The organism is Agrobacterium sp. El2ro-1b, from assembly GCF_048298475.1.
Taxonomy (GTDB): domain Bacteria; phylum Pseudomonadota; class Alphaproteobacteria; order Rhizobiales; family Rhizobiaceae; genus Agrobacterium; species Agrobacterium fabrum.
The window spans coordinates 563980-577197 of sequence record NZ_CP103459.1 but is presented as its reverse complement, the minus strand read 5'-3'; the positions used below and the strand labels follow the sequence as shown (position 1 = coordinate 577197).

General features: G+C 60.2%; 12 protein-coding genes. 4 read left to right on the top strand and 8 right to left on the bottom strand.

The features are described from left to right. Positions 1 to 3: 3 nt before the first annotated feature. The 8 genes from tssG to tssA all read right to left on the bottom strand — a co-directional run bounded on the left by tssG (position 4) and on the right by tssA (position 8770). The gene (gene tssG, locus NYR50_RS16930; protein ID WP_174011621.1) at positions 4 to 1008 is read right to left on the bottom strand and encodes a type VI secretion system baseplate subunit TssG; all 1005 of its coding nucleotides are present in this window, start codon (positions 1006 to 1008) and stop codon (positions 4 to 6) included. Positions 1009 to 1017: 9 nt separating this feature from the next. Continuing rightward, positions 1018 to 2799 (bottom strand): type VI secretion system baseplate subunit TssF, encoded by a 1782-nt coding sequence (gene tssF / locus NYR50_RS16925; protein WP_418137674.1) that lies wholly within the window; start codon positions 2797 to 2799, stop codon positions 1018 to 1020. Next, on the bottom strand, positions 2792 to 3301 hold the full coding sequence (gene tssE / locus NYR50_RS16920; protein WP_174011627.1) for a type VI secretion system baseplate subunit TssE: 510 nt from the start codon (positions 3299 to 3301) through the stop codon (positions 2792 to 2794). The genes tssF and tssE overlap by 8 nt, the downstream gene beginning before the upstream one ends. Continuing rightward, entirely contained in the window at positions 3294 to 4118 is an 825-nt protein-coding gene (locus tag NYR50_RS16915; RefSeq protein ID WP_174011630.1) for a type VI secretion system accessory protein TagJ, read from the bottom strand. The genes tssE and NYR50_RS16915 overlap by 8 nt, the downstream gene beginning before the upstream one ends. Then, complete coding sequence (tssC, locus tag NYR50_RS16910) at positions 4115 to 5509, bottom strand: type VI secretion system contractile sheath large subunit (RefSeq protein WP_174011632.1); 1395 nt, start codon at positions 5507 to 5509, stop codon at positions 4115 to 4117. The genes NYR50_RS16915 and tssC (NYR50_RS16910) overlap by 4 nt, the downstream gene beginning before the upstream one ends. Before the next feature lie 55 nt (positions 5510 to 5564). Next, positions 5565 to 7046 (bottom strand): type VI secretion system contractile sheath large subunit, encoded by a 1482-nt coding sequence (tssC, locus tag NYR50_RS16905; RefSeq protein WP_174011635.1) that lies wholly within the window; start codon positions 7044 to 7046, stop codon positions 5565 to 5567. Between the two features lie 93 nt (positions 7047 to 7139). After that, positions 7140 to 7649, bottom strand: coding sequence for a type VI secretion system contractile sheath small subunit (gene tssB / locus NYR50_RS16900; protein WP_010973761.1), 510 nt, complete (start codon positions 7647 to 7649; stop codon positions 7140 to 7142). Positions 7650 to 7714: 65 nt separating this feature from the next. Further along, a complete protein-coding gene (gene tssA / locus NYR50_RS16895) occupies positions 7715 to 8770 on the bottom strand; it encodes a type VI secretion system protein TssA (RefSeq protein WP_418137673.1) in 1056 nt (351 codons plus the stop codon). A 220-nt stretch (positions 8771 to 8990) separates the two neighbouring features. Here tssA and tssH point away from each other — a divergent pair, with 220 nt between their 5' ends. The 4 genes from tssH (at position 8991) to NYR50_RS16875 (ending at position 13212) form a co-directional block, all read left to right on the top strand. Then, on the top strand, positions 8991 to 11669 hold the full coding sequence (gene tssH, locus NYR50_RS16890; RefSeq protein ID WP_174011641.1) for a type VI secretion system ATPase TssH: 2679 nt from the start codon (positions 8991 to 8993) through the stop codon (positions 11667 to 11669). Between the two features lie 57 nt (positions 11670 to 11726). Next, on the top strand, positions 11727 to 12203 hold the full coding sequence (locus NYR50_RS16885) for an Hcp family type VI secretion system effector (RefSeq protein ID WP_003504561.1): 477 nt from the start codon (positions 11727 to 11729) through the stop codon (positions 12201 to 12203). A 107-nt stretch (positions 12204 to 12310) separates the two neighbouring features. Then, on the top strand, positions 12311 to 12700 hold the full coding sequence (locus tag NYR50_RS16880) for a Rap1a/Tai family immunity protein (RefSeq protein ID WP_174011644.1): 390 nt from the start codon (positions 12311 to 12313) through the stop codon (positions 12698 to 12700). A gap of 11 nt (positions 12701 to 12711) precedes the next feature. Continuing rightward, positions 12712 to 13212, top strand: a complete 501-nt coding sequence (locus tag NYR50_RS16875) for a type VI secretion system amidase effector protein Tae4 (protein ID WP_418137672.1) — start codon at positions 12712 to 12714, stop codon at positions 13210 to 13212. Positions 13213 to 13218 lie beyond the last annotated feature (6 nt).

The following is a 13218-nucleotide window of genomic DNA, read 5'->3' as shown; positions in this document are numbered from 1 at the left end:
CCCTCACGCGGACATCGCCGAGCCTTCGCGCTCGGTCACAACAGCGTCGGCGCTGTCTTTTTCTGCGGGTGCCACGCGAGCCCAGCTATTCCAGCCGAGACGGGCGGGCGCATCGGACTGGCCGAGGCGGCAAAAGGGAATGTCCTCCTTTTTCAGGATCACCTGCACATCGAAGTGCAGCGCGCTTCCAACGAACAGGCGCGTCAGCGCGAATATTTCCGCAAGCCGCTTCGATCCCGGCGTCAGGGCCAGATAATCGGCATAGCCGACGGGGCCGATCACCACCCGGAAGCCGCCGCTCATATCTTCGACAGCGCTTCCTGCCGTCGTGTTTTGCCCCAACCTCAGTCCGGAGGCCTGCCCGAGCTGGCTTTGTTCGTGAAGCGGCAAAGCCACCCAGCGCCGCCGAAACTGTTCGACCGTAACCGGAAGCGCGGTGAACTCGCACAGCATGGAGGTGAGCGCGCTGACATTGCGGTTGCGGCTGGCCAACAGCCCGCTGAAACGCAAAAGTGTGTCTTCGGCAACGCCGGCTTTCTGTGCCAGTCCCGTCGTCCTGAACCCCGTCAGCGCCAGCAGGGTTTTGCGGAAACCATTGTCCTGTTGCCTGGCCGACCAGCGCAGGCCCCTTGCGAGCCGATATTTCTCCGTTGCGGAGACGAAAAGCTCGCTGAACCTTGCTGCGAACAGATTGAAGAAGCTTGCGAGCGCCCCGGAACGATTGCGTTCTTCCCGTTGCAGCAATTCGCCATAGGCCGGCGGCAGTGAGCCGAGTGGACCGACGATCGGGGCGAAAGCGGATTTCAGTTCAACATGGCCGCGCTTTTGATTAAAACCACTGATCGCAAGCGGCGTCGGCTGTGCGCCGCCATGAGCTCCGATGACGACCCCGTCATCCTCCGCGACGAATTGGGCGACGCGAAACGCGGTGGTGGGTTCGAAACGGCCGGGATCGTCACTGAGAAGCGCGGCCTGCCGGTCTTTCATGGTTGGCATTTGCTGGTCCATCCCGATCTCCTAGAGCAACGGCCGGTCAGCGGCGCGGGCCGGCCAGCGGGCAATCGGTTTGGAATGGCCACGCATCGTCGCCGTCAGCCGCGTGAAGCTGTTGATCGAGGTGTAAAGCCCGAAGAAATGGTTGAGGACGCCGGCGAATACAAAAGCCGCAGGCCGTGCGATCAGCGCGGGATCGAACTCCACGGTTATGTCGGTGCCGGGCACCATCGTCGCGCCGATGCGGGCGTGGGAATTCTGTGCTTCGACCTTGCTGATCGCCTCCACGAGCTGCCGGGTTTCCGGGCTGTCTCTGAAGGAGTAAAGCGACAGAATATCTTTCAGCGGAGCGCCGCCGCTATCGGTGAGGGAAAGATGGTTGAGGAGAAGATGCGATATCAGCCGCCACTCGCGCGCCGAGCGTTCGTTGACGCGGATCGCCGCCGTCGGCGGCATCAGCGCATGGACCGATTTTACCGCTTCATTGCCGGTCGAAAGCTGCAGGAATGGATGCCCACCACCAAACGGAAGCTGACTCGGCAGCTCACGGTTGATGCAGAGCGTGTCGATGCTCGCTACCACGTCGAGCGGCCCCAGCGGTCCGCGCTTTTCATCCACGAAGGCGATGTCGGTATCGGAGGAGCCATCATCGTCGAACCGGCGCTGGATCTGCCAGAACACATTCGCACCATTGTTGCGCTGGGTGCGGCCGAAGAAGGGAGAGGTTTTCTCGCTCTGCCCGGAACGGCTGGTCAGCTGGACGTTTTCGACCGCGTATATCTCGCGGGTCCGCTGGCGGCGTGCATCCGGTAGCAGGCGGTATTCGGTCCGGGTTCCATCCAGGCTGAGCGGTTCACAGCTTTGCTTGAAGAGGTTGATGACCGGGGAGGCGTTCAGCACGAAATCCTTGACCGACACCATGCGCTCAAGCTGCGTATCGGCGGCATCCAGATAGATATAAAGCTCGCAATCACCGCCGCTCCATCTGTGCAGCCCGTCAATATCGAGAAAGAGAAACTTCTGCGGCAAAGCGAAGAATTCGGTGAGAAGCCTGTATCCGTCAAAGCTGTTGGCCGGATAGGGCAACATGGCCTGATCGCGGGTGAACCCGGAAGGTCTGAGATTCCCGGCCGGCAGGAAGATGGCTTCCTTGTCCTCGGAATGACGGGCAAGCGCCATGCCGATGCAATGGTTGGTCAAAAGCTCGTAAAGCGCCGTTGCCTGCTGCCATGCGGCGGACAGGAAGACCTGGAGTTTCGTCAGTCCCATTTCCGGAAATGTGCCGCCGCGCGGCGCCGTGCTGCGCAGCGAAAGCCGCAGGCAGCTGGCAGTGCCGGCAAAGGATGCCGAAAAAGGCGCATCGATCGGCTGGCCGGCAAGCGTGGCTGCCGCGATCTGCAGCGGAGCGATTTCCACCTCCTGCGTGGTGCGAAAACGGCAGCTTTCGCCGCCCACCGGTTCGGCGAGGATTTCGCTGTGACGGGCAAGCGTCTGTACGGTTGCCAGCGCCGAGCTCGGAGCGAATTGCACGACGCTCATCGAAGGGATCGGTGCAAGATAATGCGGATAGAGCGTTTCCAGCAGGCTGTCCGACAGTTCCGGAAATTCATCATCCAGCTTCTGGCGCACGCGGGCGGCCGAATAGGCAAAGCTCTGGATCAGCCGCTCTACATGCGGATCGTCGGCGACATCGCCGGTCATGCGCAGCCTGCCGGCGATCTTCGGAAACGCCGCCGCAAAGCGCGATGCGCGTTTTCGGAGCGCAAAAAGCTCGTCATTGTATTTTTCGAGGAAGCCGTCAGCCATTCGTCGCCTCCACCAGGAAACGTTGCGTGGACGGATCGATGCGGGATTCAAAGCTGATCGGCGGCATTCCTTCCTGAAGACGGAAGCTCGCCTGTATGCGCATGCGAAGCGCCCGGTCGCCATCTGTGCGGTTTTTCAGGATCGTCACATGCACATCGGCAAGGCGGGTTTCGAACAGGGAAATCCGCCGCTCGATGCTGCGTGCGAGCTGCGCCTTCGAGGCATCCGTCACCAGATTGGCCGAAAGAATGCCATCCACGCCATAGCTCACCAGCGCATCTGCCAATTCCTTCAGCATTGCCGGCGGGCCGGCGGGGTTGCGGCGGGTATTGAGCAATGCCTCGAGATCGCGGCGGATCACCTCGCGCATCTCGCTGGCCTGATCCTTCAGGCTGACGAGCATATCCGTTTCCGCATCCGGTGCGTCATCGAGCAGCCGGTCTAGAACGGAGCGCGACAGCGTCCTTTGCCGTGCGCGATATTGCTCCAGCGGATCAACCACGGGCGATCTGCCTTTCTTCGTCGGACAGGGCGGAAAGAGCGTCGATCTCGTGGAACGGCACCACATCGTCGCCAATCAGCAGGCAGCGCTGCCCGAAGCCCGTCGCCAGCGGTTGGTCGTCTTCACTCCAGCGGGTTTCACGACCGAGAAGGAGACCGACATCATCTCCCGCGCCATGATAGATCGCCGGAAGCAGCACGGATGCGATCGCGCCGTCGCGCAACGTCAGTTCGGCGCCTCGAAAGGCGAGATCACGCGGGCGGCTCATGGGATCGATGCTGAGGCTGTCGATGCGCCCGTAATCGATCCAGAGATAGCGGCCGCCATTGGTCAGGACCTCCAGCGCATGCGGAATCCGGTCGTCCAGATCGCGGATGTCGCCTGCGCTCCTGCCATCGTGACCGATCGGCACATTGCCGCGTTTTTCGTCGAGTTCAGCCAGTGCGGTTCTGGCGGTATCCGCGTCGCCGCTGCGTGCGGCAATATTCGCCCGGATGGCCAGCTGATCGAGCTCGGAGGGACCGCCGGGAAAATCCGGCACCGCGCCGGTTTCGAACCACGCATTGCGTGCGGCCATGGCGCGCAGCTGGTGGCGAAAGAGGGAAAAACCGACGCTGTCCTGCGGCGAGAATGTTGCAGCCAGATTGCATTGCGCATCGGCCTTTTCATAGTCGCCGGCGAGGACCAGCAGGTCGATGTAGAAATGGCGGCCGTCCTTGTCGGTCGGCTTGGCTCTCACATGGTCCCGTGCGAGCTCTATTGCGTCTTGCAGCTGGTTATCGTCGAGGAGGCGGGAAATATCGTCGCGCAACGTCATGCGGATATCCTTTGCGGCTCGGCCGAAGACCGGGATGCGGCGGTGGCCGGCATCACGGTTTCGGCAATAAGGTGGAAGCTCGTGGAGACGTCATCGAGCTGGAAATGCGGCTGGAGGCGCACGGTGCAGGAGAATGTTCCGGGCTTGCCGGGAACCTCGAAGACATTGATCCCGGCAGAGCGCAGCGGATAGCGCGTGCGCAGCGCCGCCTCCGCATCGTCATTGCCGAGCGTGTAGGAGGATAGCCAGCTTTCCAGCTTGCGCTCAATCGTCGTGGCATCGCTGAGCTGGCCGATGTCATCACGCATGATGACCTTGAGGTAGTGCGAGAACCGGGAAGCGCACAGCACATATTGCAGCATGGCGGCAAGGCGGGCGTTCTGCCTCGCCGCTTCGGTGGAATAATGGCCGGGAGCGTGCAGAGACTGGTTGGCGTTGAAGATCGCCATGCCGGAAAGATAGGTGGTGGAGACGGGCACGATGCCGAGATCAGAAAACTGCTGTTCCTGTCCCGTCGTCAGTTGCACCTCGACGGGCGGCTGGGCGGAAAGGCCGTTGCTCTCGATGCCGAGATCGAACGGCGGCAATTGCCGGGCAGAGAGCATGCCGCCATCCACGGCGTCCTGTGTCACACCGCGCAGATCTGCAAACCAGCCGGAATCGACGAAGTTGCGCACGACCACGGTTGCAAAGGCGAAGGCGGCATTACCCCAGAGCAGTGTCTCGCCACTTTCCGCCACATGTTCGCGGAACGGAAATCCATCATCCCGTCCACGCGCATAAGGCCTGTAGGGAGAGCGCAGCAAAACGCGCGGCGCGACAAGGCCGACGAAGCGGGAATCATCGCGGGCGCGAAGCGCATTCCAGCGAAGCCGAGATTTCTCCTGCTTCAGCGAGGAAAAGTCATGAACCCGGCTGAGTTCGGAAAAATCCTGCAGGCCGACGGCGGAAGGTGCCGCCGCCGCCACGAAGGGGCAGAAGGCCGCCGCAGCCACCATGCCGATCTGCGACAGCGTGGTGATGGAATCTGCGCCCTGAAGATCATCGGGAGAAAAGGCGTAGTCACCGATCATCAGGCCCACCGGTTCGCCGCCGGGCATGCCGAATTCGCGGTTATAGACGACTTCGAAAAGATGGCTCTGGTCGAAGTCTGTGGCGCGTTCCGTGTTCCGGGCAAGGTCGCGCCAGCTGGCGTTCAGCAGCTTCACCTTCACGTCGGTGCTGCGGCCCGCCTCGCGCACGACCATGGCGAGCCCGCGCCATCTCGCCTCCATCGCCTGAAAATCAGGATGGTGGAGAATGGCGTTCACCTGGCCGGTCAGCGCATCGTCGATGAGAGCGATGAGCTGGTCGGCGAAAAGACGGGCGTCCGGAAAGGACTGATGCGCCATGAGCGGGCTCCGGGTGATGAACGGGGCCGGGGTGGCTGATCACCCCGGTCCGGGTTCAGTTCTTGGACGGAATACGGGCGACCATGCGCAGCGAGGTCGTCAGTTCTTCCATCTGCAACCAGGGCCGCATCCATGCGACCGCGTTGTAGGCACCGGGTTTGCCGGGCACTTCCTGCACGGTCACCTTGGCATCGCGCAGTGGATATTTCGCCCGGCTTTCTTCGCCCGCTTCGTCATTGGCGTTGACGTAGTTGGCGATCCAGCGGTTGAGCCAGACTTCGCAGTCGGACGCTTCCATGAAGGAGCCGATCTTGTCGCGGCCCATGACCTTGAGATAATGCGCGAAGCGCGAGGTCGCCATGATATAGGGCAGGCGGGCCGAAACGGCGGCATTGGCCGTGGCTTCCGGCTTGTCGTAAAGCTTCGGTTTGTGTGCGGTCTGGGCACCGAAGAACACCGCATAATCCGTGTTCTTGTAGTGGCAGAGCGGCAGGAAGCCGAGCTTGCCGAGTTCCGCATCGCGGCGGTCGGTAATGCCGACTTCGGTCGGGCATTTCAGGTCCAGATCGCCGTCATCGCTGGAGAAGACATGCATGGGCAGGTTTTCCACCCGGCCGCCATTTTCCGCGCCGCGGATCGCCGTGCACCAGCCGCTCTTTGCAAAAGCCTCGGTCAGCTTGGTGCCCATGACGTAAGCGGCGTTCATCCAGCAATATTCGTTATGCTGCAGGTCGCCATTCACCGCGCCCCTGGTTTCGTCATAGGCGAAATCATCGACGGGGTTGGTCTTCGGACCATAGGGCATGCGGGCCAGAACACGCGGCAAGGCCAGCGTGACGAAACGGGAATCGTCGCTTTCGCGGAAGCTGCGCCATTTGGCATATTCCACCGTGTCGAAAATCTTTTCCAGATCGCGCGGACGGGCGAGGTCGCGATAATCCTCGAAGCCGAACATGTGCGGGCTTGCCGCCGAGATGAACGGCGCGAAAGCCGCCGCCGCGATCGATGAGACGCCCTGCAGCAGCTGTACGTCATCGAAGGAATTGCCGAATTCATAATCACCGATGATGGCGCCGAGCGGCTCGCCGCCCGGGGTGCCGAATTCGTCTTCGTAGATCGCCTTGAAGAGGCGGGACTGATCGAATTCGACGGCCTTTTCCAGATCGCGCGCCAGTTCACGCTTGCCGGCGTTCATGACACGGATCTTGAGGTTGACGCTCGTCTCGGAATTCTTGACGAGGTAGTTGAGCCCGCGCCAGGTGCCTTCCAGCTTGGCGAATTCCGGCGCCTGCATGATGGCTGCGAGCTGTTCGGAAATGGTCCGGTCCAGTTCGGCGATCGCATGGTTGAGGGTGACGGTGAGGTTGCGGTCATATTTGACCGTTCCCTTCAGGGCCTGATCGGTCAACGTGCGCAGCAGATTTTGCGCCCGGTCTGGTTCGGTCTGGCGGGTTGCGGAAACCACCTTGGACAGCAGTCCCTGATCTTCGGCGGTCGTTGCCTGTGCTTCGCTTTTCAGCAGGCTTTCAGCGCTCATGTTTCAGTCCTTCCACATGCGGCTTTGAAAATGCCGCTTGAACAGTTGAAGCCCCACGGGGCCGTTCGGGGAGGTTCTCCTCCGCACAGGCGATTATTCGCTCGCGCCGTTCTTTTCCTTCAGTTCGGAAACCAGCGTTGCGAGGTCGGTCTTGTTCTGCAGAATATCTTCCAGCATCCGCTCCAGATCTTCCGAACGGTCGGCCTTGGAAAGCAGATCGCGCAACTCGTTGCGGGCATCCAGAAGCGCCTTGAGCGCCGGAACCTGCTGCACGACGGCGCCGGGTTCGAAATCGTCCATGCTTTCGAACTTCAGGTTGACCTGCATGTCCGTGCCGTCTTTCTGCAGCGTGTTGGCAACGGAAATGTTGAGGCCCGGCGTCATGCGGCGCATGACTTCGTCGAAATTGTCGCGGTCGATCTGAACGAATTTGCGTTCACCGAACGGCTTGAGCGGCTGGGTGGGATTGCCGGAGAAATCACCGAGCACGCCGACCACGAAAGGCAGTTCCTTGACCACCATCGCGCCTTCGGTTTCGACTTCGTATTTGATGTGAACGCGTGGCTTGCGAACCCGCTCCAGCTTTTCATGTACACTTGCCATTTCAACCTCCTTGATGCCCCTTGGCATAGATGACTGTTGCGGGACGGCGTCTCGTCCCGCGTTGCTTATTTCCCGTTATTGTCTCCGCCGGGTTTGATGCCGGCGGCCGTCAGAACAGCGTTTCGGGCCTGCGTTTCCGGCAGAAGCTCGGCCAGCAGTTCCGAGAAATCCATGCGCCCTCTGCGAACCAGCGTTTCGATGGAGAGCGAGATCGGTGAATGCGGTTCGGTTCGACGAAAGTAACGCGCAACCGAAAGAAGAGTTTCAAATGCCTCATCGCGCGAAGATATGCCTTCCGGGGATGCCGGGGATGGCCGCACGGCCGGCTGCCCGCTTTCATCGGTGTCCGCAGCAATGGCCGGTGCCTGTTCCACCGATGCCGCTTCCTGGTCGCGCCCGCCCAGCGTGCGAATTGCCGCGGCTGCTTCGATAAGCGTGTTGCGGATGTTGGAGCTCGGGGGGGCGGCCTGGCCGCAACGTTCGGAAAGAACGGCCGTAATGGCGTCAAACGAGGAGAGACAGGCATTCACCGCCGCCAGATGGGAAGACATGGCGGCAACACCGGCTTCGGAGGCTATCCGGTACAGTTCTTCGCGGCGTTTGCTCTCGTTCGGTCGCTGCGCCAGCTGGAAATCCCAAAGACTGTGTTCTCCGAATTTTCCACCGGGGATCAACGATGCCAGCCGGAGCGGCTGAACAAGTGTTCCCTCGCTGCCAATGCCATTCAATCCCGCAAAAGGTGCAAATTTTTCCTCGTCATTATCGTTGCTGATTGAGCGCAATGAGTCCCAGTGGTTGTAAAAAAGATCGCCACAAAGCTCGTAGATTTCGCGCAGCCCATGGAAGCCGCGCAGCCGCAGGCTTGCTTCCGCGAGCCATGCCAATATTTCAACATCCTTGCTTTCGGAATATATAATCTGCAATCCAAGATTGCTGACACTGTCCCAGCTACTGGAAATCTTCAGGTTATCCTGAGGGGAGGTGGCCCGCTCTTCTGCGCGCGCCTGGTTTCTTTCGTCCTTAATTCTATAGTATATTTCACGCGTTCTTGGATCGTTGCGGATATTATCTCCGCAATTCGCCAAAAACTCTATATCTCTTTTAACATGCTGTGTATTCAAGAGCAGTCTATCCCCAGAAAATAGTAATGGATTTTTTGTATTTACTTCCCTTACGTGAGGCTATTGATCAGACAGACTTATTCAAAATGTGTCTAAATTGTGGCGTCTACTCCCTAATCTAATCCGATAAAAAATAAACTTCGGGGTGGACAACCCGGTTTCATCATCATAGTTATTCCACGTCACGTTGTGGAATGAACCCGGACAGGAGGCTCATTGCATGTCGCATATCGATCTCAATCGCCTCGTTGGAGCGCTTGAGCCAGACCTGCGCGTTACCCTCGAAGCTGCGGCTTCCGTTGCGGTGCGTATGGGGCACAGGTACGTGGATATCCCGCATTGGCTGCTGGCGGTTGTGGATGCCGGTATCTATGCGGAAACATTCGACGAATTAAAAATTCCACTTCCGGTATTGAAGGCCGAAATCGGTCGCAGTCTGGAGGAGGCCATTATCGGCGACGGGGAGGCCTTGTCGCTCTCCCAGAACATCCTCACGGCAGCCCGGGAGGCGTGGATTCTCGCATCGCTGGAGGCTGGCCGTGACCGCGTGACGCTTTGCGATCTCCTGTTGGCGATGGATGAGGAAACCTCACTTCGCTCCTTCGTCCGCTCGGCATTTCCGTCTCTCAAGACGATGGATCGCGCGGCGCTTGAGCGTCTTCGCAGCTCGGCAGAGAGCGGCGCAGGCGCGGATGTTCCTTCCGCGCTGACAAGTTCAGGAGAGGCAGGCTCGGGACAGGCCGCCGGCCAGAATGATTTCTTGCGCCTTTACACCCACGACATGACCGCCGATGCCCGCAACGGCAAGGTCGATCCCGTTATCGGCCGCGATGATGAGTTGCGCCAGCTCGTTGATATTCTGACCCGCCGCCGACAGAACAATCCCATTCTGGTGGGCGAGGCCGGTGTCGGCAAGACGGCGGTCGCCGAAGCGCTGGCGCTGGAAATCGCCTCCGGCAACGTTCCGGAAAAACTGCGCAATGTCCGCCTGTTGAACCTCGATATTTCGCTGTTGCAGGCCGGTGCCGGCGTGAAAGGTGAGTTCGAGCGGCGCCTGCACGGTGTGATCGATGCGGTCAAGCGTTCGGCCGAACCGGTCATCCTGTTCATCGATGAAGCCCATGGCCTTGTCGGCGCGGGTGGTGCCGCGGGCCAGGGTGATGCGGCGAATATTCTTAAACCCGCACTCGCACGAGGCGAGGTGCGGACCGTCGCGGCAACGACGTGGAGCGAGTACAAGAAATATTTCGAGAAGGATGCGGCGCTCACGCGTCGTTTCCAGCCCGTGCATGTGCGCGAGCCGGATGAGGCGACCGCGATACGGATGTTGCGCGGTGTGGCGGATACTTTCGTCAGCCATCACAACGTCACCGTTCGTGACGAGGCGATCGTGGCTGCCGTGCAATTATCTGCGCGCTACATGCCGGCGCGGCAATTGCCGGACAAGGCGGTCAGCCTGCTCGATACTGCCGCTGCGGCCGTTTCGCTGGCGCGCCAGACCCTGCCAGAGCGGCTGCGCGCCATGGAAAGCGAGCGGCGTCTGCTGTCGGACGAGTTGAACTGGCTTCTGCGTGAACCGCAGGATGAGGATATGCAAAACCGCATCCAGTCGATACGCGACGAGCTTGAACGGCTCGAGGGCGGGATCGATGATCTGCGCAGCCGTTATGACGCGGAAATGGCCGAACTGGCGGCGCTCAGTGACGAGCAGCCGGCCGAAACCGGCGCGTCGAATGTGTCGCACCTGCGGCCTGCCGCGGAGATGCGGCCCGCAAATGCCGAAAGACTTGTTCCGACAGTGGTTGATCGTGAAGCGATCGCCGCCGTCGTTTCGCGGTGGACCGGGATTCCGCTCGGCAAACTTCTGGCGGACCAGATCGAAAGCGCCCGCACGCTGGATGTACGCATGCGGCAGCGGGTGGTGGGGCAGGATGCCGCAATTACCCGGATTGCCGATGCTATGCGCACCGCCCGTGCCGGATTGTCCGATCCGCGCCGCCCGCCGGCGGTGTTTTTCCTTGTCGGCATGTCCGGAACGGGCAAGACCGAAACGGCGCTGTCGCTGGCCGATATGCTCTATGGCGGCAACAGCCATCTGACGACGATCAACATGTCGGAGTTCAAGGAGGAGCATAAGGTTTCGCTGCTTCTCGGCTCACCGCCCGGCTATGTCGGTTTCGGCGAAGGTGGAGTGCTGACGGAAGCGGTGCGCCGCCGGCCGTTCGGCGTTCTGCTTCTCGATGAGATCGACAAGGCCCATCCGGGTGTGCAGGATATTTTCTATCAGGTGTTCGACAAGGGCGTGCTTCGCGATGGCGAAGGCCGCGACGTCGATTTCAAGAACACCACGATCTTCATGACGGCCAATACCGGTTCGGAATTGCTGTCGGCGCTTTCCGCCGATCCCGACACGATGCCGGAAGGTGAGGCGCTGGAAGCGCTTCTGATGCCGGAGCTTACCAAACAGTTCAAGCCCGCATTCCTCGGGCGCACGATCATCCTGCCCTTCATGCCGCTCGGCACGGAGGAGCTTGCAAGGATCGTGGACATGCAGATTGGCAAGATCAGGGACCGTGTGCTCGCAACATATGGCACCGACCTGAGACTGTCCGATGCGGCGCGCGATGCCTTGGTGGCGCGCGCCGGTGCAAGTGAAATCGGCGCACGCGCCATCGAAATCATGATTGGCAAGGATCTTCTGCCGCCTCTTTCCAGCTTTTTCCTCGAGAAGGTCATCGCGGGAGAACGCGTCGGGAAGATCGTTGTCGATTTTGGTGAAAACGGGTTCGGCATTCGTGCCGAAGCGGCTGGGGAAGCAGATGAATTCGCCGTAACCGAAGAGGTTGGGGTGGATAAAGTTGCCGCGTCGGATGGGGCTACCCGACGCATGCGGCATTAAACGAAGGGTAACTCGGCCTCGGAGCAAGAGGTCATTTCAGCTACAGGAGCTTAGAGCATGCCAATTTATCTGCAGATTGACGGTATCCAGGGCGACGCCACCCATGAAGAACATCGCAAGTGGATGGATATTGAAGCCATTCACTGGAACGTGGCCCGTAACATGAACACGTCGGCTGGTTCTGCTGCAAACCGTGAAGCGTCCGAACCGACCATTTCGGAAGTCATTCTGACAAAGGTTAGCGACTCCTCTTCCACGAAGCTTTTCCAGGAGGCCTGTGCCGGCCGCACCGGCAAGCTTGCAACGATCCATCTGGTGACGACCGGCAATCCTGGCAACACCTACATCGAATACCTGCTGACGAACACGCTCATCGCCAGCTACTCGGTGGATTCCAGCGGGGATCGTCCGGTGGAGACCATCAAGCTCAACTTCACGAAAATGGAAGTGAAGTACACGCCGTTCGACGACAACAACTCGCCGCAGTCTCCGATGATCGCGTCCTACGATCTGGCAACGACCAAGGCCGCTTGATAGCCACGCGACCCGGTGCCGGCATTGCCGGCACCGGAACGTTTTCATTGCAGTTTGCAGCTCACGTCGTGATGTTTCTCATCCACGTTGGACGAGGCGGGTTTTTCATGCGCTCCCTATATGCGGTTTTTGTCTCCGTGCCGTTTGTTCTGGCCCTGTCCGGTCTCTCACCGGCCGGTGCGGCGGAACGGACATGGATCTTCTCCGGTGCCGAACTCAAGCAGGCCATCGATGGGAAGTTCGCTCCGGAAGTATCCGATCCGGAAATGCGGCGGCTGGTTTCGGTCGCAAAATCGAGCGCCTACATCGCCGGTGTGGCCGATCTGACAAGCGGATCGGACTGGTGTGGTGCGGGTGCCGTGGCGCCCCATGAACTCATCGACCGGATCTACACCTATCTCGGCGATATGCCTGCGGAAAAACTGGATGAACAGGCAGCAACTCTCGTGCGGGAGGCGCTCAAGGTCTCCTTTCCCTGTGAGCAGAAAAGTAACTAGTGGGACGAGCCATGCGTGTTAACTTTGACACTCTCTATAGCAATTATCCTAGCAGCGATCCGTCGCATCAGAATTATCTCAGCCAGCGTGATCTGTTCACGGAAATTGGCTGGGAGAGCTTCATCGGCAATCCGAACTATCATAATACCTGCGCCATCCGCGTCAGCATCGCTTTCGTGAAGTCGGGCATCAACATCGTGCCTTCTTCGCACCGCATCCAGAAGGGCCCCTATGCCGGAAAAGGCATCGAGGTGAACATGCGCCGGCTTGCCACCCTGATGAAGCGGACGAGCTATCTTGGCGAGCCCGATCCTTACACGCCCGCCACCGCCCGCAACGGCATCGGCGCGCGCAACGGCGTCGTGGCCTTCAACAATATCCCCGGCTACACCGGTGGCGGTCATATCGATCTCGTGCGCGGCGGGTCGGAAGCCACCCAATGCGCGTCGGCCTGCTACTACAATTCGGAAACGATCTGGTTCTGGCCGCTGCAGGCCAGCCGCGGGTCCTGATTTAGG